This window comes from Candidatus Edwardsbacteria bacterium, from assembly GCA_031082425.1.
Taxonomy (GTDB): domain Bacteria; phylum Edwardsbacteria; class AC1; order AC1; family EtOH8; genus UBA2226.
Window position 1 is genome coordinate 129270 of the sequence record JAVHLB010000002.1, and the last position, 21537, is coordinate 150806.

Below are 21537 nucleotides of genomic sequence, written 5' to 3' on the forward strand. Positions count from 1 at the left end.
TTCTCTCTGCAAACCGGCAGGACCAAATCCCTGATGATCTAAAATCAGCTGACTGGTATCTTGAACCTCATTCCCACTCGATGGTGGCCGGCGGCTTGTTGGAGATGTCGTAGACCACCCGGTTGATGCCCTTGACCTCGTTGACGATCCGGTTGGAGACCCGGGCCAGAAGATCCTCCGGCAGCCGGGTCCATTCGGCGGTCATGAAGTCGGTGGTGTTGACCGCCCGCAGGGCCAGCACGTTCTGGTAGGTCCGTTCGTCGCCCATCACCCCCACCGCCCGGATCGGCAGCAGCACCGCCAGGGCCTGGGAGATGCGGTCGTACCATCCGGCGTTCCTGATCTCCTCGATGAAGATGCGGTCGGCCGCCCGCAGGGTGTCGCAGCGTTCCTTGTTTACCTCCCCCAGCACCCGCACCGCCAGGCCGGGTCCCGGGAAGGGGTGGCGCATCACCATCTCCCGGGGCAGCCCCAGGGACAGCCCCACCTGCCTGACCTCGTCCTTGAACAGTTCCCGCAGGGGCTCGATCAGCTTAAGGCTGCGCATGTTCTTGGGAAGCCCGCCCACATTGTGATGGCTCTTGATGGTGGCCGAGGGCCCCTTGAAGGAGACCGACTCGATCACGTCCGGATAGATGGTGCCCTGGGCCAGAAACTCCACCTTCCCAATCCTCCGGGCCGACCCGGCGAAAACCTCTATGAATTCCCTTCCGATTATCTTGCGTTTTCTCTCGGGATCATGCACCCCCTTCAATTTGGCGTAGAAGATCCTGGAGGCATCCACCGTCATCAGCGGGATCCGGAACTGCTTTTTAAACACCTTCTCCACCTCCTGCCGCTCGTTCATCCTCAGCAGGCCGTTGTCCACGAAGATGCAGTGAAGCTGTTTCCCCAGGGCCCGGGAGATCAGCACCGCCGCCACCGAGGAATCCACCCCGCCGGAAAGGCCCAGCACCACTTTGGACTTGCCGGCCCGCTCCTGGATGCTTTGGACCGATTGTTCGATGATGGAGTCCATGGTCCAGTCGCCCTTGCAGCCGCAGACCTTGAACAGGAAGCCGGACAGCATCTTGTGGCCGTTCAGGGTGTGGGCCACTTCGGGATGGAACTGAAGCCCGTAGATCCGCCGCTGCTTGTCGGCCATGGCCGCTATCCGGCAGCTGTCGGTGGAGGCGATGATCTCGAAGCCCGGCGGGGCCTTGAGCACGCTGTCCCCGTGGCTCATCCACACCTGGGTGGCGTCCGGCATCCCGGAGAACAGCCAGCCGGCCGAATCATTGCGGGCCAGTTTTAAGATGGCGTGGCCGTATTCCCGCTCCCGGCTTCGCTGCACCTTCCCCCCCAGCAGCAGGGCGGTCAGCTGCATGCCGTAGCAGATGCCCAGGATGGGAACGCCGGCGGAGAATATTCCGGCGTCGATGGTGGGGGCGTTCTTGTCGAACAGGCTGGAGGGCCCGCCGGACAGGATCAGCCCGCGGGGACCCCCGGCCAGGATTTTTTCGGTCCCGGCATTGCAGGGGATGATCTGGCAATAGACCTTCTGCTCCCTGACCTTGCGGGCGATCAGCTGGGTATACTGCGAGCCGAAATCTATGATGTTTATCCTGTCCAAAAGGCCCTCCGATAATTTACGGTTGCGGTTTCATTTTTTTGAGCAGCCCCGCCAGGGCGGCCTGGGCGGTCCGGGCCAGATCCGGGTCGCGGTCCTTGGACACCTTCATCAGGAAACCGGCCGAGCTCTTCAGCTCTATCTGCCCCAGGGAGGCCAGGATCTGTCTTTTGACCTCCGGCGTCTCCCCCCGGCTCAGCAGGTCGCGTTTGGCATACAGCTCGGTCATGGCGTCCACCGAGGCCTCGTCCCCCACCTTGGCCAGGTGCTCGATGGCCAGCTTTTTGACCTCGGGCTCCTTGTCGCCCAGGGCCCGGATCAGCCAGGCCTCGGAATCCTTGCCGCTGATCTTGTAGATGGCCTTCAGGGCCTCGAGCCGCACCCTGACATCCTTGTCGTTGAGAGTCTCTCCCAGATGGGGGACGGAGTCTTCGGTGCCCATCAGGGCCAGCAGCACCGCCATGTTGCGGCGCACGAACCAGCGGTCCTCCCCCAAGGCCTTGATGGCCAGGGATTCCACGCCCTGCCCGATCTTGTTGAGCACATACATGCACTTGAACCGCATGTTGCTGTCCTCGCTCTCCTTGACCGTATCCATAAGATAGGGCAGGGCCTTTTCCTTGATGCCGGCCAGGGCGCTGGCGGCGGCCTCCAGAATGGGGTCCTTCAAAAGGCCCAGTATCAGGGAACGGATGGCCGCCTCGTCTCCGATCAGCGCCAGGATCTGTATCATGTCCCTGGCCACCGGCTTGTCGGCCATCAGCAGCATGATGTCCGAGATGTCCTTGCTGATGCGGGAGACCAGGGACAGGTGACGAGTACTCTTGATCTGGTCAGCCATCAGCTTGATCACCTCGATGGCCTGCTGGTAGATCCGGGCTTCGCTCTCCTGGCGCAGCCGGCTGGTGATATTGTCTATCACCAGCTCCACCAGGTCGAAGCGCTCGATGGCCAGCAGGTCGTTCTCCAGCGTCATCATTTTTGCCAGAGCACTTTCCCTGACCCCGGGGTCGGCCCCGCCCAGCAGTTTCAAAAAACCCTCCAGGGCCGGTCTGCAGTTCTCGTCGCGCCTTATTATCCAGCGCAGGGTTTTCACCTCGTCCTCCGAGGCCATCTCCGCCGCCGGGCGGGAGGACAGGTCGGCCAGATATCTCTCCAACACCGGCTGGGTGGATGATATCTGTCCGAAGACGAAGGCGCAATCCTCGGTGCTCAATCCGTAATGCTGCAGTTTGGCCTGGACCAGCGGCAAAAGGGTCTGCTTGCGGGAATTGTCGGCCGGAATGGAGGCCACCATCCCCCGCAGTTTTTCGGCCAGCACCACCGGATCGTTCTTGGTCTCCAGGGCCAGCACCTCGGTCTTGTCGATGATCAGCTTGGCCAGCTCCTGGTCGGAATACTTGGTCAGCAGCTCCCGCACCACGTCGGACCACTCCGGATTGTCCAGCTTTACCTGGGCCACCATCTGGCTGCTGCGCTGGTCCAGGCCCCCTATGACATTGGCCATCATCGAGGCATATTCTCCGCCGCCCTGGGTCTTGGCCATCAGGGCCAGCCGGTCCAGGTCGCTCACCAGTTTCTCCTGGCCCTCCGGGGTGTCGGCCATGGCCAGGGCCCCCTTCAAGAGCATCTCGGTCACCATGGAGGGGTCGCTTTTGAGCATGGCTATTACCTGCTCCGGCAGCAGGCTTTCCAGGGCGGCCCCGCCGCCCGGGCTGCCGCCGGACCCCGAACCTCCGCCGTAGGAGATCCCGGTGGCGACAATATTGGAGATGCCCCGCAGGGCCAGGGCCGCCGCCAGCCCGCCCTTGGCCTTTACCTGATCCACATCCATGGCCATGGTCTCAAAAAAACCCTGCAGCTGGTCGCGGTCGATGCCCTGCTTGAAGGTCAGCTGGCCCACGCTCCTCTTTCCCAGCTCGGAGATGAAATTGGCGAACACCTCCTTGCGGGAATCGGGCACCGGATTGTCGTTCAGCAGCAGGATGTTCCCGGCCAGGCTGAAGCTCAAAAAGCTGTCGGTGCCCATGGCCTCCTTGATCAGCTGGAGGCTGGCCTCGAAAAGTTTCTGGGAGGTGGGATGGCTGGCCGGATACATCTTCAGATTGCGCAGGGAGCCGGTCAACTGGCCCACCAGCCGGGTCATCAGCATGGGAGATATGTTGGCCATGATTATCTATATACCTTTTTTATAATGAATCCAGGAAATATCGTCAATCTAAGGCCCTCGGGAATTTTCATGGGTTCATGGTTTCCTTGTGAAATCTTCTAGTGCCGGAAATGCCGGTGGCCGGTGAGCAACATGGTGATATTCAGCTCCTGGGCCTTCTGGATGACGTCCGGGTCCTTGACCGAGCCGCCCGGCTGGATGATGGCCGCGATCCCTCCGGCCGCCGCCAGCTCGATGTTGTCGTGGAATGGGAAGAAGCCGTCGGAGGCCAGCACCGCCCCTGTGGCCCGGTCCCCGGCCTGCCTCAGGGCCAGCCGGACCGAGGCCAGCCGGTTCATCTGCCCGGCCCCGGCCCCTATCAGCTGCTGGTCCTTGGCTATGACGATGGCATTGGATTTAAGATGCTTGACCAGCCGGCAGGCGAAGGCCAGGTCCGTCATCAGGTCTTCGGTGGGGGCCGGGCCGGAGACATGCTGCAGGATCTTCTCGTCCAGCACCATATCATCGGGCCGCTGGATAAGGTATCCCCCGGCCGCCGATCTGGCCAGCCACCCCGTTTTGACCGCCTCCTTGTCCATCTTGACCAGCCGGACATTCTGGCCCCAGCCCTTGCGGCCGGCGAAGATGTCCCTGACCCCGGGGGCGAAGTCCGGCGCGGCGATCACCTCGTAGAAACTGCCCGGGGCCACGATCTGCATGGCGGTCTCGGCATCCAGCGGCCGGTTGAAGCTGATGATCCCGCCGAACCGCGAGATGGGCTCGGGCGGCAGCTCGCCCTGGCTGGCCAGCACATAGGCCTGGACCAGGGTCCCGGCGGTGGCGCAGCCGCAGGGGTTGGTGTGCTTGATGATGGCGCAGGACGGTTTTTTGAATTCCTGGATCAGCTCCCAGGCCGCCGACAGGTCCAGGATATTGTTGTACGAGATCTCCTTGCCGTGGATCTGCTGGAAAGGAATTTGGGCTCCGGAAGGGATGTAGAACCCGGCGCTCTGATGGGGATTCTCCCCGTATCTGAGCCCGATGGCCTTGTCGAGGGAAAGATTGATGCCGCCGGGCAGTTCCTGGCCGCCCGGTATGCGCCCGGAGAAATGATTATTTATGGCCAGGTCGTACCGGCCGGTCAGTTCGAAGGCCGAGACCGCCAGCTTTTTCCTGGTCTCCGGCGACACTTCCTTGTTTTGCCTGATCTCGTCCAGCACCGGCTGGTACTGCTCCGGCGAGGTCAGCACCGCCACCGCCTGGTAGTTCTTGGCCGCCGCCCTGATCAGCGAGGGCCCGCCGATGTCGATGTTCTCGATAGCCTGCTCCTCGGTGGCGCCGGGTTTGGCCACCGTCTGTTCGAAGGGGTACAGGTTGACCGCCACCAGGTCGATGGGGGCGATGTCGTTCTGCCTGAGCTTCTCCATGTGGGCCGGGATGTGGCGGCAGGCCAGGATCCCGGCATGGATCCGGGGATGGAGGGTCTTGACCCGGCCGTCCAGCATCTCGGGGAAGCCGGTGACGTCGGAGACGTCGATCACGGGGAGGCCCTTCTCCCGCAGGTGCCTGGCGGTCCCGCCGCTGGAGACTATCTCGTAGCCCAGGGCGGCCAGCTCCCGGGCGAACTTTTCCACCCCGGTCTTGTCGTAGACGCTTATCAGTGCGCGTTTGGTCGGTTTCAATACTATAATTCCTTCCGAATTATTTCAAGGTCAATATCACCAGTTTATTTTTCGCTGCCACTGCGGCCCGGGAGCCGGAACAGGATATTTGATAAGGCTCATCCACCTGGGTAGATTTAAAATGTTGTAAAGAGGTTATTGCGTTAATATTGCTGCCATCTCCAACACGGAAACCGTTAAAAGTGCTGGCAAATAATATCTTTGTGCCGTACCGGGCAACGTCTCTGCCTCCATTGCCGCCCGGCACCCATTGTGAAACATGTTGGGGATTATTGGATTGCAAATAAGAAATGATCTCAACCCCGTCATCGCATGCCAGATAGGCCCTGCTGTTGGTCGGATCAAGCACGGCATGCAATGGAAGCAAGGTACTGCCCATTTGACCTATCCTGGCGGGATTAGAGGGATCGCTATAATCGACAATTATTATTCCCGAATTCAAGCAACACCCTATCGCCAGCTTTCGACCGGTGTCCAAAGCAATCCCAAAACACCCTTGCCCGATGCCATCAATGGGGCTGGCCACCGCACCCAATCGACCGGGTGCGGCAGGGGCGGAAATATCCAGGAAAATAATCGAATCATTGGTCGATACCGCAAGGATATTGCCGTCGATGGCAAGGTCATTTGATCCGCCGCCTACCGTGACGCTAGTATCGACAAAAGGAGCGCTCATATTAGATGCGTCTATCACGGCAATTTTGCTTCCGTTGGTGGCGACATAGACAGTAGTGCCTTTTATTTTCACATCCTTGGGGACGCCGCTCACGGAAATCTGCCCTATTAGTCTATAACTGGCTTGGCTGGCGACGTTGAAGATCTGCAGTCCTTGGGCATCGCCTAAATAGACTATGGAGTCCTGCAGAATCACGCCATATGCTTCACCCGGTGTGCTGTAAATCGCAGCCACAGCTACCGTATCCCCGCTTATCGGTGCCGTCGGCTCATCCTTGCTGCATCCTTCAATAATTATCAAAGTAACCGACAAGGTCACCAAGCAGGCATGAAAGAACTTTTTATCCATTGTTGTTCCTTGTCCGAATGGATTTTATTAAAAAATTATTTTCTTGAAGTTTCAGGCTGATCTGTTTGCTTTTTTCAGGCATGGTCTTCATAAGAAATTCGTTGATCTTTTCCAGCATTTCCATCCTTTGGCCGTAACTCAGCTTTTGGGCGGATCGCAGATCGTCAAGGTTGTAATACTGGTCATCTTTGTTTATTTTATTTCTCATTTTTCCGGGCTTTCCTGGTACAGCATTTAGCCTTTTAAGTTTCCACCGTGACAACCAGGACCACTTTAATCGCTTTAAGCTCACCCGCCACCGGTCCGATTAATTGTCACGCTGAAAGCGTGTAGGCACATAGCCTGTGGCTTCAGTCACAGGTACCCGATGTAGGCCCCGACCCGCGCCCTGAAGGGGCGCAGAAAATCTAATCCCAAATGTAACGCTCGTCATATGTGATCCCCCGTTCTTTCAAAAACAATAGATATTCTTCCTTAAAACCTTTTACCCTGTGGTGTTCCTCCTGGTTTTCAATATAACGCGAGACCGTTTCAATCATGGATTCGCCCAGGGTGAAAGCGCCGTAGCCCCTCTGCCATTCAAAATGGATTTTTATGTTGCCGTTTTCGTTCACCCATTTGGAGGAGTTTCCCTTGATGCGACGCAGGGCTTCGGAAACAGACAGGGTTGGGGGCAGGGAAGCAAGAATATGAACGTGGTCGGCTGCCCCGCCGATTTTGAGCATCGCTCCCTTTTCACCGCGGATTATGCCGCCTATGTAAGGATACAAGATTTCTCGCAAGGCCGGGGCGACGATATTCTGTCGGCCCTTGGTCGAAAACACAATGTGATAGATCAGATGCGTCAAGGTGCTGCCCATCCAACCTCTTTTCCACCGCCCCTTCTGGGCGGATGATCCATTTATTCCAAGATCTGCGGCTAAAGCCGCAGTCTTGGCCCCTCCGCCCCTTAGGGCGAGTTATGGATGAATTCACATCCCCTTCCGGATCACCTTGCCCTCGGCCATCACGCAGTTGGGGTAGGCCGCCATCTGCAGCGGGTTCCGGTCCCACACCGTCAGGCTGGCCAGCTTGCCCGGCTCGACGCTGCCCAGGATGTCGTCGATCCCCAGGATCGCGGCATTCTTGTAGCTGATCAGCGAGACGGCCTCCTCCTCCTTCATCCCGAAGATCAGGAAGAACTTCAGGCTGTCCCTCAGGGTCGGGGTGGTTATCACCGGGTGGTCGGTCATCAGCCCGTACTGGGCCCTGGACTTGATCAGCAGTTCGGTGTTCCTGTAGCTCTCGTTCTTCAGTTCCACCTTGTAGGGCAGGGCCCCCAGCGGGCCGTAGACCACCGGTATGTCGTTGTTGGCCAGCTGGTCGAAGATCTCCCTGTGGTGCACGTCGCCCAGGTGGTCGGCGGTGACCTTGATCCTGTATTTCTTCGCCAGCTCGATCAGGTACAGCACGTCGTCCTCCTTGTGGACGTGGACCTTGGCGGTCTTCCTGCCCTCCAGCAGCTCCAGCAGGGCCCTCTCCTCGCAGTCGAATTCCAGCAGGTATTCCTTCTCGATGGTCTTCTTCTCGAACTCCACGTCCTCCCGGTTCATCTTCTTCTCGCCGCTCCGAACCTTGATGTCCAGCTCCTTGAGCTTTTTGTCCCGGGCCAGCTCGGTCTTCTGTTTCTTCAGCAGCACCGTGTCGAACTTCTTCTCCAGCATCCCGTAGATGCCCATCCGGGTGTTGGGCCTGGCCCCCTTCCAGTCGTGGGTGGAACGGGGGTTGTAGCCCAGGGCCATCTTGTAGCCGTAGTCCTTAAGCAGGGCCTCCTGGCGGTGGCGGGCATAATTCTTGATGATCATGGCCCGGCCCCCCAGCAGATTGCCGCTGCCGGGGACGATGCAGCTGTACAGCACCCCGAAATCCACCGCCTCCCGGAAGGCCAGATCGTCGAAGTAGACGCTGTTCAGTGGGTCGTTGATGGGCAGGAACTGGTCGGTGATGTCGTTGGCCTCGTCCTCGGCCCCCGGCTCGCCGAAGCGGGCCATCCCGATGTGGGAGTGGGCGTCGATGAAGGCCGGGGTGACCACCCCGGTGAAATCGGCCTTCTGCCTCTTCTTGCCGATCTCAATTATTTTGTCGTTCTCGATGACCACCGAGACGTTGTTCAGCTTCCTCTTTCCGTCGAACAGGGTCTCGGCGTTGATGATGATGTTCTTGGCCATGGTTCGATCCTTTTTCTGCAGTGGTTTGAGGATAGGTGAAACCCCGGTCCGCCCCGTCATTTTTTATAATGCTTCACGGCCTCCGGCAGCAGTTCCTTGATCTTGGCTATGCGGGACTCATCCGAGGGATGGGTGCTCAGGAATTCCGGGGGCTTGGCCCCGCCGGCCTGGCTCATCCTCTGCCAAAAGTCCAGGGCGGCATTGGGGTCGTAGCCGGCCAGGGCCATGAAGATCATGCCCAGCCGGTCGGCCTCGTATTCTTGCTGGCGGCTGTAGGGCAGCATCACCCCCAGCTGCGAGCCCAGCCCGAAGGCGGTCATCCACAGGGCCTGGGTCTCCTGCGGCTTGTCCTCCAGCGCCTTCTGCAGGGCCATGCCGCCCATCTGCTGCAGGAGGCCCTGGCTCATCCTCTCGCTGCCGTGCTTGGCCACCGCATGGGCCACCTCGTGGCCCATCACCACCGCCAGTCCGGCCTGGTCCCTGGTCAGCGGCAGGATCCCGGTGTAAAAGACCACCTTGCCGCCCGGCAGGCACCAGGCGTTTGCCTCCTGGCTCTCCACCAGGTTGAACTCCCAGGCGAAGCCGGCCAGGTCGGAGCTCATCTTATGCTGGGCAAAGTAACCCTCCACCGCCCGCTGGATGTTCAGCCCCACCCTGCGGACCAGCTCGGTCTGCCGCTGGTCGGAGCTGAGCCGGTTCTGCTTGATGAACTGGTCGTACTGCCGGAAGCTCATGGACATCATCTCTCCGGACGGGACCAGATTTAGCTGCTGGCGCCCGGTGATGGGCACCGTGGCGCAGGAAATAAACATGACCGCGCACAACAGCAGGGCAGCGGCAAAGGGGCGTACCATGTATATACCTCCTTGTATTTATTTAGATCTGTTTGATCCTGTATCCCACCGTGAACGACAGCACCCGGTTGCGGTGGTCCACATAGCGGTTGATGTCGTCGATCTCCGGTCTTACGATCCTGGGGAAACCCAGGCTGAAGCTGCCGCCCAGCTCCATCCGGCCCAGGGGGATGTTCCCGCCCATCACCAGTCCGTAATCATCCTTCCTGAAGGCGGACTCCGAAATAATGTAAACGCTGTCCATCTGGATGATGCCGGCCGAAGCGCTGGCGGTGGTGACCTGCCGGCCGGAGACAAGCCTAGCTCCGTAAACCCCGAAATACAAATTGAGCAGCGGCTGATGCGACCTCGCCAGGCTGAAGCACATCACCACCGGAACCTCGGCATAGTTCAGCCTGGTATCCGAGGTATTGTAATGATCGTAGGTGATGCCGGTGGTGGTATCGGTCTGCCGGAAGGCCTGCACCACCTCGGCCCCCTTCTGGTTGAACAGGATCCCGGACCGGAAGGAGACCAGCCGGTTGATCCGGTAATTCACATACCCGCCGCCGCCCAGCCCGATCTTCTCGTTGATCGAGGCGTTGGTGTTGGGGTTCCGGACGAACTTGGCCCCGTTCAAATTTCCCCACAGGCCCAAGGACAGGGATTGGGCCGCTGCGGGCCGGGGGAGCAATGCCAGTCCGGCGATCATAACGGCCAGATATGTCGAAATCTTTTTGGGAAGCATCGGTGTTAAATTGCTAGGCCCCGAATTTGCCCAGCTTCAGGGCGTTGGCCAGCATCAGGGGCATGGCCTCCACCGCCGGGAAGCAGCCCAGGCTGCCGTAGGCGCAGTTCCGCTCGTTGAAGCTGTCCAGGCCGTCCGGCCGGACATAGGGCGAGTGCAGCATGAAGGGGTTGGGGTGCCAGCTGTGGCCCTTCATCCGGGCCGGGGTGGAATGGTCCCCGGTTATCACCAGCACCTCCGGGTTCAGCTTGCTGACCATCGGCATGGCGTCGTCCAGTTCGGTGATCACCTGAACCTTGGCGTTGAAATTGCCGTCCTCGCCGTAGGAATCGGTCTTCTTGATGTGGATGTAGAAGAAATCGAAATCGTTGTAATACAGCCGCAGGGTCTCGAACTCGTCCTCGATGGTCTGGCCGGTGTCCAGCTCGGTCATCCCCACCAGCTTGGCCAGCCCCTTATACATGGGATAGGCGGCGATGGCCGCGGCTTTGAGGCCGAACCTCCTGTTAAGGGAGGGGATGTCGGGATGCTTGGCAAAGCCCCGCAACAAAAGGGTGTTGGCCGGGTGCTGGTCCTTGAGCACCTGGTTGGCCCGGGCGATGAATTTGGCCGCCACCCCGGCCAGCTTGAGGTCCTCCTCGAAGAAGGCCTTGGGCTCTATGGCCGGCAAACCCTCCCGCTGGGGATCGGTGTCGTGCAGGTTGCCGGAGAGCCCGTCGCCCCGGAACAGCACCACCAAGCGGTGCTCCTTGCCGTGCCGGATCACCACCTCCACCCCGTCGATGGCCGGGATGGCCGCCTGCAGTTTGGCGCACAGCTCCCTGTTCTTCTCGGTGGGGATCCGGCCGGCCCGGCGGTCGGTGATCAGCCCCTGGGGATCCATGGTGGCGAAGTTGGCCCGGGCCGCCACGTCCCGCGGGGTCATCTCCAGGCCGATGCCCAGGGCCTCCAGCACCCCCCGGCCGATCTGGTATTTGACCGGATCGTACCCGAACAGCGCCAGGTGGGCCGGGCCGCTGCCGGGGGTGATGCCGTGGGAAACGGGGACCGTCAGCCCGCAGACCGATTTGATGGCCAGGGCGTCGATATGCGGCTTGGCGGCCGCCTCCAGTTCGGTCTGGCCGTCCCTCTCCCGGGGCAGGCCGCCCAGGCCGTCGGCCACGATCAGCACTATCTTCTTATCATTGCTGACCAGCAGTTCCTGCAACAACGAATCGTCCAGCATATACCGCTCCCTTGGCTAGGCTTGCTTTTGTTTTTTATTGGCCAGATGCCGTTTCATCTCCTCCACCACGCTGTAGGGGACCTTTACCGAGCCGCCGCCGTTGTTCATCAGGTTGTCGCTGTGGCAGTCGGAGCCGCCGCAGACCAGAAGGTTCTTTTGCCGGGCGAGGTCCAGGTAGTTCTTCACCTGGCTGTTGGAGTGCTTGGAGTGCCACACCTCCAGCCCGTCCAGTCCCTGGGAGACGAACCGGTCTATCAGCCCGTCCCGGTTCTCGATCCCGGGGTGGGCGAAGAAGGCCAGCCCTCCCACCGAATGGACCAGGTCGAAGGACTCCCGGGGGGTCAGAAAATTCTTGGGCACATAGGCCGGGCATCCGTTGCCCAGATATCTGGTGAAGGCCTCGTCGGTGCCGCCTACGTAGCCCTCCTCGGCCAGGGCCCGGGCCACATGGGGCCGGCCCACCGAGCCCGAACCGGCGATCTCCAGCACCCGGGCGATCTCCAGGCGCACCCCCAGCTCGGCCAGCTTCTCCACCATCCGGTGGGCCCGTTCGATCCGGGCGTTCTTGAAATGCAGCACCCTCTCCTGGAATTGGCTCTGGGTGTAATCGATGAAATATCCCAGAATGTGGATCTCGGCCCCCTCGATGTTGGTGGACAGCTCTATCCCGGGGATGACCTCGATCCCCACCCTGAAGGCCAGGCTGGAGATCGGCTCGATGGCGTCCCAGGCGTCGTGGTCGGTGATGGCGATGGCCTTGAGCCCTTTCAGGGAGGCCTGCTTCACCAGCTCCTGCGGGGTGAATATTCCGTCGGAGGCCGCGGTATGGATATGCAGATCTACAAAATATTGCTGGCTGGTCATGGATCAAAACACCGGCTGTTTGTTCTTGCCGCCCGTCTCGTCGGCCTCGCTCTTGAGGCCCAGGTCGCTGACCACCGTCTCGATCAGCGATTCGTCTATCTGCTGGATGCCGCTCATGGAGCCCTCCAGCAGGGCGTTGTCGCAGATGGTGTTTATCAGGCGGGGCTTTCCGTCGGAGTAGAAATGGATGAACTCGTAGGCCGAATCGGTGAACAGCTCGTGCTGGCAGCCCACCACCGCCAGGCGGTACTGGATGTAGCCCCGGGTGGACTCCGAGGTCAGCGGCTCCAGCTTGTGCTTGACCGCGATCCGCTCCCTCAAGGGGGGATCCAAAGCCAGGCACTGCTCCAGATCGGGCAGCCCGAACAGCAGGAAGGTTATCAGCATGCTGCCGGAGACCTCCATGTTCAGCAGGCCCCGCATCTCCTCCATGATCTCCTTGTTCTTGAGCATGTTGGCCTCGTCGATGATGATCACCGCCTTGCGGCCCTCGTTGTAGATCTTCATCAGCTGTTCGTAAAGCTGTCCCACCATCCCGGCCTTGGTGTCGGCCGGCTTCTCCACCCCCATCTGCAGGGCGATCTTGGAGATCAGCCAGCCGGGGGTGACCTCGGAGTGAACGATCACCAGCAGGCCGGTCTCGAACTGGTCGTCCGGCAGGATCTCCAGCATCCGCCGGGAGATGGTGGTCTTTCCGGTGCCGATGTCGCCCAGCACCACCGCCAAACCCTTCATCATCTCGGCGGCATGGGACAACTTGAGAATGGCCTTGGAATGCTGGGGGCTGTCGTAGTAGAATCGGTTGTCGGGCGCGTTGGAGAACGGCTGGTCGGTCATCCCATAAAATTTTAGGTAGTCCATTATATTAACTCCTTGAAAAATAATCCAATTAGACTATAATATTAACTGAAAAAAAAGATATTTGCAAGCTTAAAATTAAGCATTTTTAAAGAAAAAAGGGCGGTTAAACACCGCCCTGATAATTCTGGATAAATATGGATAATGTTCTTATTTTATCAGCACCATTTTTTGTATTATTTGACCATTGTTTGATTCTAATTTACAGAAATAGGCCCCTTGGGTTGCTTTGCGGTTGTTTTTATCGTTTCCGTCCCAAATTGCTTTATATTTTCCGGCCATTTTATCTTCATTTACCAGGGTTCTTACCAATTGCCCGGCAACGTTGTAAATAGATAAGTTGACATGCCCCGATACCGGCAACTGATAACTGATGCTCGTATAATGACTGAAAGGATTGGGGAAATTCGGGGATAGACTTAAGATCGTTTTGAAGTCGTTGTTCTCCGGCTTTCCCGTAACGCCGGTTATCCTGCTGGATTTGTAAATATAGCTTATCCGTTCGGTATTGAACGGGTCATAAGTGACATAAATATTTTGCCCATCCCAGCTTATACAAGGAAATTCATACTCATAAGATCCATAATGAGGATACGGCACATAGTGCCCATAAAATATACATTCCCCCTGTTCTCCTGAGCCGATCTTATAATACCATACATTGCAGGTATCTGAGTCGTTTTGCGATCGGCTGAAAACAAAATCCGAATCGTTGGCCGCTATTGACGGTTCCTTTTCATCGAATGGTGTGTTGATCTCCGGTCCCATGTTGACCGGCTCCTGCCAGGCTCCCCCTGTTTTCTGGGACATCCAGATATCGTAACCGCCGTAACCACCCGGGCGGTTTGAATGAAAATATAGTCTTTGGCCATCCTGGGAAATAGCCGGACCACCGGCAGGCAACTTATTTATAGCGCTGTCCAACGGTTGCGGTGGCAACCAGTCCCCATTGGTATAATATGTCACCCAGAGACTGTCATTAAAATAGCCTCTGGTAAAATAGAGCGTGGTGTCGTCATACCCAATGCAGGGGGACGATTCGACATGTCCCGGTATCGTGTCGTTTACAATATTTCCCAGGAAGATAGGCTGACTCCATCCGCTGTCGGTAGATAATGAATAAAATATATAACCCGGGCCACCACCGATTGTACCAGTGTCGGAAGAAAAAAATAATTTCGTTCCATCATGATTTATCGACGGCATATCATGCGCATAAAAAGTAGAGTTGATGTTGACCCCTGTTGGCGTTGTCCAGCTATCGGCAAATGCCGCATTTGCCGTCAATGCTAATAAAACCGACATTGCTAGATTTCTCATACAACCTCCAAAAATAAAAAGCCCGGCAACCGCAAATTATCTGCGGTCGGGCTTGGTTTTATTTTTTTCGCCACTCCAAATAATGACATTAATAACTGCCATTTGAAATGACTCCTCACACTATTTACTTAGTTAGTATAGCACAGAATTAACACTTGTCAAGGACTATTTCCAAAGTGGGCAAGATCAATATACCCTCTCTATCTCCACCCCTTTGTAATAATGTTTTAAAATGCTCTTATAGCTTTTGCCGGCCCGGGCCATGCCGATGGCCCCCCACTGGCACAGGCCCACCCCGTGCCCGAAGCCCCGGCCGGTCAAAATTATCCTTTCGATATGCCCCTGGGCATTCCTCCGGTTCTCGATCTCGAACCAGGCGCTGAGCAGGGCGTTATCCTTCAGGCCATTGCGGATGGCCGCCTTGGTCAGAACCGTATCCCCGGCGCCGGTGGAGACCAGCAAAGAAATTATCCTTCCCGACCTTCCGACCTTCAGAACCTTTACCTCCTTTATAACCTCCTGTTTCCCCGGTAAAAGCCTTTCCGCCAGCTCCTCCGCCAGGATGGTGTCGCTCCAGGCGTATCTGGGCGAGATGCCGCACCACTTATCCTCCACCGGTTCCAGATAGGGAAAATCCTGGTCTTTGGCGTTCCAGACCTCGGAGGGCCGGGCGGTCCTGCCCCCGCAGGTGGAATGGAAATTGGGCGAGATCACCCGGCCCCGGAAGGTCAGCGCCTTACCTTTGGTATCGGCCACCGCCCGTTTGACGGCGGGTGAGGCCAGGTTGTCCAGGTCAAAGCACTGGTGCGAGGTCCCGGCTTCGATGTCATAATAGCTCTGGGGATTGGCGCCGATCCTGGCCCAGGCGTAGCTGCGGGAGATTATGGCCTGGGCCATGGCCGCCTGCGGCGTTTTGTCGGCCAAACCCCCGATCTCGCCGGCCAGCACCCCCGGCAGGTATTCCTCCAGCGGCATCTCGGCGATTATCAGCAGTCCCTGGTCGTTGTCGCGGCGGATCTCGATGGCCCCCTTCACCCGCTTGTGGTTGATGAAATATTCATCGGCCGACCACAGCCTGATCCGTCCCTCGATGTTTTCTATGGCCGTGCCCCGGTTGGTTCCGGCCGTCAACCCCGAACCGGCCGGCTGGATGCTCCAGCTTTCGCCCGGCAGGATGGTTCCTTTATGGCTCTGGTCCCAGACCGAGATATTGTATGACCCGAAAATCACCGCTTGGGGCTGCCGCCTCTGCAGGGCGATCCTTATCAGCACCACGCCCTCCGGCGGTTTCCGGCTGAGGTAGACCGGGGCGCAGCCCAATAAAATTATGGCCCAAAAATATAACAGAATATATGATCTGACGCGCTGCTGCAACTCTCTAGTTGTCCTTCATTTTCTTTTCGGCCTGGAGCATCACCTCCTGGGCCCGGCGCCGCTCGTTCACCAGCCGGCCGGCGGTCTCCTGGTCCAGCGGATAGCTGACGGCCTGCTGGGCGGCGCGGTAGGCGCTGTGGTATTTCCCGTTCTCCAAAAGACATTTGGCCAGCTTATAGGAGGCCACCACCTTGTTGTAATTGTTCAGGGCATTCTGACCTTCCAGCAGGTTCAGCAGTCTGCCGTAGGCGGCCTCGGCCTCCGGCCATCTTTTCTGCCGCCACAATACCTCCGGCACCGCCCAGTGGAAGAAGGGATTGTGGGGATACTGCTTTTCCAAAAGCCGGCCCAGCTCCAGGGCCTTTTTATCCCGGCCGTAATCGGTGTAGATCCACAGTAGGGCGTTCTGTCCCATCACCCGGGAGTAGCGCCCCTGCTCGACGGCGGTGATTATCTCCGAGACCCCCTGTTCCCGGGCATCCCCGATGAAGGGCAGCCACTTTAAAAGGCTGGTGGCCTTGGTCCGGAAATAATGATAGGAGCCTATTCCTATGTATGCATCATATAGCGTTGAGTCTATCTCCCGGGCCTTTTTGAAATCCGACACCGCCTTCAGCCCGTTCCGGAAGGCCGCCAGGTATTTGCCCTGCCGGGCGTCCCAGGCCGCGATGTAGGAAAAGCTTCCGCCCCTGACAAAATAGGCCCAGGCATCCCGGGGATCGTCATCCAGGGCCAGGTCGCAGAGCATGATGGCGCTGTCCACGGAATTCCGGTAGTACCGATGCCAGAAATCGCTCTCATAGGCCGACATCCTGGTCTGGTACAGCCCGGCCTTGAAGAAATACCCGGCCGGGTTCCGGGGGTGGTTCCGGATGAAGCCGTCGAATATCACCACCGCGCTGTCGTAGTCGCCCTGGTAAAGGATCTCCAGCCCCTGGTCTATCCGGCCGTCGAAGTCTTGGGAGATGCCGGCCCTCAGCTCCGCCGCCGGCGACAACAGACCGGCCAGGAATGCAATGATTATGATCTTGATCTTGCTCACAGCAGGTGCCTTCCCAATAATAAGATCCCCGGATCGGAGCTGATGACCGTCCGGGCCACGTGAATGGGATCGATCCGGGCCGGGTCCTTTCCGGCCAGGAGGTTCACCAGCAGCCGGGCGATCCGGTCCATCTCGGCATCGGACAGTTTCAAAAACACCTCCCGGACCTTGTGGTGGAATTTGAGGTCCTTCCAGGGCCCGGACCACCATTCTTTGGGATATTTTTTTAGCTGCGAGATGTCGTTGGTCTTAAGGTATTCGGCGGTCAGCCTTCCGGCCAGGGTCCCCGAGGCCATGGCGATGGCGATGCCGGCCCCCGACAGGGGATCGGTCAGCCGGGCGGCATCCCCGGCCAGCAGGATATTGCCTTTGACCATGGGGTGATCGGAGCCCAGGGCCGGAGTGCCTCCCGCCATTTTTTCGATGATCTTGGCCCCGGGCAGATTTTTGGCGATGAATTCATCCAGGTATTGCACCGGCTTTTTCTCCCCGGCCAGTGAGGCCACTATCCCCAGCCCCACGTTGGCCAGTCCGCCGCCCTTGGGAAAGATCCACAGATAGCCGCCCGGCGCGATATCCCGCCCCACCCAGAAGCGGACCATGTCCGGCGGGCCGTCCACCTTGGACATCAGGTACTGGGCGCAGCTGTGAAATTGTTCCGGCTCCAGCCGGGTGTCCATCCCGGCCCAGGCCCCCACCAGGGACTCCACCCCGTCGGCCCCGATGATCGCCCGGCATTTTATCTGCCTGGTCTCACGGCCGGATATCAATGTCACCGATTCGGCCAATTCGCCGTTCATTTTGACCGACACCGCCTCGGTGTTCACCATCACCTCGGCCCCGGCGGCTCCGGCCAGCCCGGCCAGGTGGCGGTCGAAGATCTTGCGCTCCAGCACCACCCCCACCCCGGCCCAGGGCACCGCCACCTCGGTCCCGTCCGGGGAATAGAGGACCGCCCCGTTGATGGGGGCCGCCACCCACTTGGGGTCGGGCTCCATGAACAGCCCCAGGCTCCGCAGGCTGGTGGCCTCGGCACAGCACAGGGGGACGCCGATCTCCCGGTGCTTTTCGGCCAGCAGGACGGAATGCCCGGCCCGGGCGATCTCCCTGGCGGCCAGGGACCCGGCCGGCCCCCCGCCCACCACTATCACGTCGTAAGAATCTGATCTGAACATAGCATTGTTATGTTATCACAAGTATGTTTTGATTTGCAATAGATAAAAGAAGCCGCCCCGCCTTTCGGCGGGGCGGGAACGGCCGGCTTGGCTTGGGAAAGGGGTATGACCACTGCCACACCATCGCCATGGTCCTACATCAGCCTTTCTGATCGCCCACACCAATATTGGTGTGCTCTTTTATCTGTTTTAACACCCAATCGCTTTTATTGACCACTTCTTCATTAGTAAAGCGAATGACTTTTATACCGTATCGATTTATTATCATATCCCGCAGGGTATCATAATCCTTTTGTTCCTCGTGAATCCCGCCGTCGATCTCCACCACCAGGTTAAGCTCTTCGCAATAGAAGTCAGCGATGAAGCCATGGATAATCTGCTGCCGTCTAAAATGGAGCCCCATGAATTTATCTGTTTTAACCTCATTCCAGAAGCATTTCTCGGCCAAAGTCATATTTCTTCGCATCCATTTGGCCAATTCTAATTTATTGGACTTAACCTTTTGTAAACGTATCAACCCGCTGGGCATTCTAACGCCTTTCGTTTTGACCTAACCCTAAATCCCTTCCCCACAAAGGAAGGGACTTCTAACACCCCTTCCCTATGGGGAAGGGGCAGGGGTTAGGTCATAACCGCCACGGGAAGGGAGGAACGTATTTTCATTTTTCATAACGCAAATAATACCAACCAACAAACCCTCTCTCCGTTGCGGGGAGAGGTAGGAGAGGGGTCAAAGGCACAGCATTACAAAAGCCTTTCGTGAGCGGTGGGCGCTGGTCAAACCTGGCGGCCAGGGACCCGGCCGGCCCCCCGCCCACCACTATCACGTCGTAAGAATCTGATTTGAACATAGCATCGTTATGTTATCACAAGTATGTTTTGATTTGCAATAGATAAAAGAAGAAGCCCCGCCTTTCGGCGGGGCGATTAGGCCTTAAAATGTTATCTGTTTTGCATAATTGTACGATATCTTATGCCCCGATGAAGTTTCCTTGTATCCCTTTTCTTCATGAGACCTTTTGGTCAACTCCGAAGCAGTTAGATGGCCCATTATTTTAAGGATATGATCAATATGCTTCTTCTCTTTGGCGCTTATCAGTTTAATTTCACTTTTGGCCTTAGCCTTGATAAATTCACCGGCAATATCTTTTTTATCATCAAAAGTTACTTCCTGGCTGCCGATCAATTTGTTTTGGTGCATCAGGCATAATAGGTATTCATACTTGTCAGGCACGGGGCCATATTGCAGATGCACGTAAACACAGCCGTTTATTGATTTTTCGCAAACCTTGAAATTGTAAAAATCAATATACCATAATAATTTATTAAGTTTGGTTTTAAAGGTGCCGCCCAGTTCGGATAAAACATACAGTACTACTTCGTTAAAGACATCTATGTTAAATGATTTATACCCGGTAAACTCATTTTCTTCATGCGCGATAGGAACAAAGGGCGTCCAGTTCTTTTCATCCAAAAGCAAAAACTCGTTTAGTTTTAATTCCAGTTTTTTGGCTATAGCTGGTTTGAGCTTGCTTTTATTTCTTTCAAACAATTCCATAACATTTGCCGGCCGGTCCAATAGCGCCAACAGGCCATTGTGCGCCTCGTCCGGCAGCATCCCTGTTTCGTAACGGTGAATGGTGATCTCTCCCCAACCCAGCAGAGCGCCCAAAGAGCGCTGGCTTAAACCGTATTTTTCGCGCAAAGCGATAATATCCTGGGGTGAAACCAAACCGTGTTTGCGGCGGTAAATATCATAAGCCTGTTCAAGGTTTTGACCGTCAAGTTTTTCGTCAAACAGGTCATTGCCGCAGCCAGTACAAACCATGACATTTGACGTTATGGTGACCGGGTCCTTTTTTACAGAAAATGTTTCCTGGCGGCGTTCAACTTTCAATTTTGTTGTTGTGCCGCAATAAGCGCAATATTTGTTCATTTTAAAGCCTCCATCTACCGATAGGGATAAACCATTTTTCCTCCGGCCTTATGAAACGATATGCAACGCGCCGTTCCGCCGGTGAAGTCATCGAATAGTTTAACGTATATTTCGTTTCCGTCCAATTCGAGGCCGAAAACCCAAACGTGATGGTGTTTAAAGGTGTGGTCGGTGGACGGGCCGGATACATAGTCGCTAATCGTAAGCTCCATAATGGTTTCATGGACGCGTTTGAATGACAAACCGTGCTCCATTATGGTTGCCAAGTTCTCCCGGCGCGGGATCAGTTCCCAGTTTTTGGCCCAGTGGGCTAAAAAAGTATCAAGGAAGGTTTTAACTTGTGCTCGTGTGGCCATGGCGGCTGAAAATTGATGTTATCATATGATAGCACTTTTGTCAAGGGGTGCTGAATATTTTTGTCTTTTTACCCCACCCACTTAACGCCCCTGGTGGCATACCACCAGGCCAGATCATAAACCTGGTCGCATTTGGTTTTGAATATCAGCCGGGCATGGTTCTCCGGCAGGGTTTTATTTAGGTTGTCCTCTATGGCGGTTTTTACCCGCTCCTTGGTCTAAGTTTCCTTGTGCCGATCAAACACCAATACTCGCGGCCGGCCGGCCTTCTGGGCAAGACCTTACGACCGGCCGCTTAAGGTGCTTTTTCTTAACCCCCCGGCCTACATCATCCCCCTGTCTTTTTGTTACCTGTCCATTTTCTTGTATACGAGCAGGATGAACCCGGGCAGGTTCTCCCGGCAGTGAAGGCAGAATAACACGGCCTGCAAACCGTCAATGCCGGCCGCCTCGGCCTCCGGAGTTCTGGTACTCCGGGCGGTGCTTTTTGATCTGGGCCCGGGTGACCGGGACCTTGCTTGACAGCAGCAGGGCTATCAGGTCTATGAGGCGTTCGTTTTATGTGCGGTCATGCGTTATGTTTATAAATTATTTTCCTACTTAGCGCCAAGCTTACCTAATAGAGGCTTTTTCTGGCGCCATAGGGTATTCTCCATTAACTGTACGGTTTCCCTGGAAACTGAATCATCAAATGAATAATATTCTATATGTATGTTTGTGTCGCATTTTATTATCCATGATTTTAAATGCATGGCATATGTTCTTGTATTGTCAGTTCCAATATGTTGCTTAATGCGTCCTCTTATCCCCGTAATTTTGCTGCCAACGTATAGGCAGGTTGAATTGCTGTTGTTGATCTGGCTAAAATGTATTTCACCTTTTTTGCTCCTATATTTTTGGGCTGCATTTTTTACGCACTCTACCTTACCCTTATCAATATAGAATACATAGATCACGTTCGTATTTTTATTATCTATGAGTTTTAACAATGATTCTACTTCCATGGGTTTTGTCAAGTTCTTGGATGATATATTCAGTTTATTGCAAGCTGGCATTTTAATATTTTCCAACATATTGATGCTTGTTTTTAAATCTTTTATACATTTTGCAATTATATCCACAGAAAACATATTAC

At 56.6% G+C, this 21537-nt stretch carries 20 protein-coding genes; all 20 read right to left on the bottom strand.

What is annotated here, in order from left to right; all coding sequences use genetic code 11:
- Positions 1-67: 67 nt before the first annotated feature.
- Entirely contained in the window at positions 68-1612 is a 1545-nt protein-coding gene (gene guaA, locus RDU76_02405; GenBank protein MDQ7797782.1) for a glutamine-hydrolyzing GMP synthase, read from the bottom strand.
- Between the two features lie 16 nt (positions 1613-1628).
- The gene (locus tag RDU76_02410; protein MDQ7797783.1) at positions 1629-3779 is read right to left on the bottom strand and encodes a HEAT repeat domain-containing protein; all 2151 of its coding nucleotides are present in this window, start codon (positions 3777-3779) and stop codon (positions 1629-1631) included.
- A gap of 98 nt (positions 3780-3877) precedes the next feature.
- On the bottom strand, positions 3878-5440 hold the full coding sequence (gene purH / locus RDU76_02415; GenBank protein ID MDQ7797784.1) for a bifunctional phosphoribosylaminoimidazolecarboxamide formyltransferase/IMP cyclohydrolase: 1563 nt from the start codon (positions 5438-5440) through the stop codon (positions 3878-3880).
- 19 nt (positions 5441-5459) lie between these two features.
- The gene (locus RDU76_02420; GenBank protein ID MDQ7797785.1) at positions 5460-6464 is read right to left on the bottom strand and encodes a hypothetical protein; all 1005 of its coding nucleotides are present in this window, start codon (positions 6462-6464) and stop codon (positions 5460-5462) included.
- Positions 6457-6672 (bottom strand): hypothetical protein, encoded by a 216-nt coding sequence (locus RDU76_02425; GenBank protein ID MDQ7797786.1) that lies wholly within the window; start codon positions 6670-6672, stop codon positions 6457-6459. The genes RDU76_02420 and RDU76_02425 overlap by 8 nt, the downstream gene beginning before the upstream one ends.
- 199 nt (positions 6673-6871) lie before the next feature.
- Positions 6872-7324 (bottom strand): IS200/IS605 family transposase, encoded by a 453-nt coding sequence (gene tnpA / locus RDU76_02430; GenBank protein MDQ7797787.1) that lies wholly within the window; start codon positions 7322-7324, stop codon positions 6872-6874.
- 111 nt (positions 7325-7435) lie between these two features.
- Complete coding sequence (locus RDU76_02435) at positions 7436-8671, bottom strand: amidohydrolase family protein (protein MDQ7797788.1); 1236 nt, start codon at positions 8669-8671, stop codon at positions 7436-7438.
- 56 nt (positions 8672-8727) lie between these two features.
- Complete coding sequence (locus RDU76_02440; protein MDQ7797789.1) at positions 8728-9525, bottom strand: M48 family metallopeptidase; 798 nt, start codon at positions 9523-9525, stop codon at positions 8728-8730.
- Between the two features lie 22 nt (positions 9526-9547).
- Positions 9548-10252: a porin family protein gene (locus RDU76_02445; GenBank protein ID MDQ7797790.1), complete on the bottom strand. Its 705-nt coding sequence runs from the start codon at positions 10250-10252 to the stop codon at positions 9548-9550.
- A 13-nt stretch (positions 10253-10265) separates the two neighbouring features.
- Entirely contained in the window at positions 10266-11477 is a 1212-nt protein-coding gene (locus tag RDU76_02450) for a 2,3-bisphosphoglycerate-independent phosphoglycerate mutase (GenBank protein MDQ7797791.1), read from the bottom strand.
- 15 nt (positions 11478-11492) lie between these two features.
- Positions 11493-12341 carry a PHP domain-containing protein gene (locus RDU76_02455; GenBank protein ID MDQ7797792.1) on the bottom strand — a complete coding sequence of 283 codons (849 nt, stop codon included), beginning with the start codon at positions 12339-12341 and terminating at the stop codon, positions 11493-11495.
- Positions 12342-12344: 3 nt separating this feature from the next.
- Complete coding sequence (locus tag RDU76_02460) at positions 12345-13202, bottom strand: AAA family ATPase (protein MDQ7797793.1); 858 nt, start codon at positions 13200-13202, stop codon at positions 12345-12347.
- Positions 13203-13349: 147 nt separating this feature from the next.
- Positions 13350-14519 carry a FlgD immunoglobulin-like domain containing protein gene (locus RDU76_02465; protein ID MDQ7797794.1) on the bottom strand — a complete coding sequence of 390 codons (1170 nt, stop codon included), beginning with the start codon at positions 14517-14519 and terminating at the stop codon, positions 13350-13352.
- A gap of 186 nt (positions 14520-14705) precedes the next feature.
- Entirely contained in the window at positions 14706-15893 is a 1188-nt protein-coding gene (locus tag RDU76_02470; protein MDQ7797795.1) for a SpoIID/LytB domain-containing protein, read from the bottom strand.
- 4 nt (positions 15894-15897) lie between these two features.
- Positions 15898-16935, bottom strand: a complete 1038-nt coding sequence (locus RDU76_02475; GenBank protein MDQ7797796.1) for a hypothetical protein — start codon at positions 16933-16935, stop codon at positions 15898-15900.
- A complete protein-coding gene (locus tag RDU76_02480; protein MDQ7797797.1) occupies positions 16932-18110 on the bottom strand; it encodes an NAD(P)/FAD-dependent oxidoreductase in 1179 nt (392 codons plus the stop codon). The genes RDU76_02475 and RDU76_02480 overlap by 4 nt, the downstream gene beginning before the upstream one ends.
- Positions 18111-18249: 139 nt before the next feature.
- A complete protein-coding gene (locus tag RDU76_02485) occupies positions 18250-18639 on the bottom strand; it encodes a DUF559 domain-containing protein (protein ID MDQ7797798.1) in 390 nt (129 codons plus the stop codon).
- A 405-nt stretch (positions 18640-19044) separates the two neighbouring features.
- Positions 19045-20046, bottom strand: coding sequence for a DUF4065 domain-containing protein (locus tag RDU76_02490; GenBank protein MDQ7797799.1), 1002 nt, complete (start codon positions 20044-20046; stop codon positions 19045-19047).
- 14 nt (positions 20047-20060) lie between these two features.
- The gene (locus RDU76_02495) at positions 20061-20402 is read right to left on the bottom strand and encodes a hypothetical protein (protein ID MDQ7797800.1); all 342 of its coding nucleotides are present in this window, start codon (positions 20400-20402) and stop codon (positions 20061-20063) included.
- A gap of 596 nt (positions 20403-20998) precedes the next feature.
- The gene (locus tag RDU76_02500; GenBank protein MDQ7797801.1) at positions 20999-21532 is read right to left on the bottom strand and encodes a hypothetical protein; all 534 of its coding nucleotides are present in this window, start codon (positions 21530-21532) and stop codon (positions 20999-21001) included.
- Positions 21533-21537 lie beyond the last annotated feature (5 nt).

Bases quoted from the DNA above. Each gene is read 5' to 3' on its own strand.
- tnpA (MDQ7797787.1), bottom strand. From the start codon at position 7,324: ATGGGCAGCACCTTGACGCATCTGATCTATCACATTGTGTTTTCGACC.
- RDU76_02495 (MDQ7797800.1), bottom strand. From the start codon at position 20,402: ATGGCCACACGAGCACAAGTTAAAACCTTCCTTGATACTTTTTTAGCC.
- RDU76_02465 (MDQ7797794.1), bottom strand. From the start codon at position 14,519: ATGAGAAATCTAGCAATGTCGGTTTTATTAGCATTGACGGCAAATGCG.
- RDU76_02445 (MDQ7797790.1), bottom strand. From the start codon at position 10,252: ATGCTTCCCAAAAAGATTTCGACATATCTGGCCGTTATGATCGCCGGA.
- RDU76_02485 (MDQ7797798.1), bottom strand. From the start codon at position 18,639: ATGCCCAGCGGGTTGATACGTTTACAAAAGGTTAAGTCCAATAAATTA.
- RDU76_02455 (MDQ7797792.1), bottom strand. From the start codon at position 12,341: ATGACCAGCCAGCAATATTTTGTAGATCTGCATATCCATACCGCGGCC.
- RDU76_02425 (MDQ7797786.1), bottom strand. From the start codon at position 6,672: ATGAGAAATAAAATAAACAAAGATGACCAGTATTACAACCTTGACGAT.
- RDU76_02450 (MDQ7797791.1), bottom strand. From the start codon at position 11,477: ATGCTGGACGATTCGTTGTTGCAGGAACTGCTGGTCAGCAATGATAAG.
- RDU76_02435 (MDQ7797788.1), bottom strand. From the start codon at position 8,671: ATGGCCAAGAACATCATCATCAACGCCGAGACCCTGTTCGACGGAAAG.
- RDU76_02420 (MDQ7797785.1), bottom strand. From the start codon at position 6,464: ATGGATAAAAAGTTCTTTCATGCCTGCTTGGTGACCTTGTCGGTTACT.
- RDU76_02460 (MDQ7797793.1), bottom strand. From the start codon at position 13,202: ATGGACTACCTAAAATTTTATGGGATGACCGACCAGCCGTTCTCCAAC.
- RDU76_02480 (MDQ7797797.1), bottom strand. From the start codon at position 18,110: ATGTTCAGATCAGATTCTTACGACGTGATAGTGGTGGGCGGGGGGCCG.
- RDU76_02410 (MDQ7797783.1), bottom strand. From the start codon at position 3,779: ATGGCCAACATATCTCCCATGCTGATGACCCGGCTGGTGGGCCAGTTG.
- RDU76_02500 (MDQ7797801.1), bottom strand. From the start codon at position 21,532: ATGTTTTCTGTGGATATAATTGCAAAATGTATAAAAGATTTAAAAACA.
- RDU76_02440 (MDQ7797789.1), bottom strand. From the start codon at position 9,525: ATGGTACGCCCCTTTGCCGCTGCCCTGCTGTTGTGCGCGGTCATGTTT.
- RDU76_02490 (MDQ7797799.1), bottom strand. From the start codon at position 20,046: ATGAACAAATATTGCGCTTATTGCGGCACAACAACAAAATTGAAAGTT.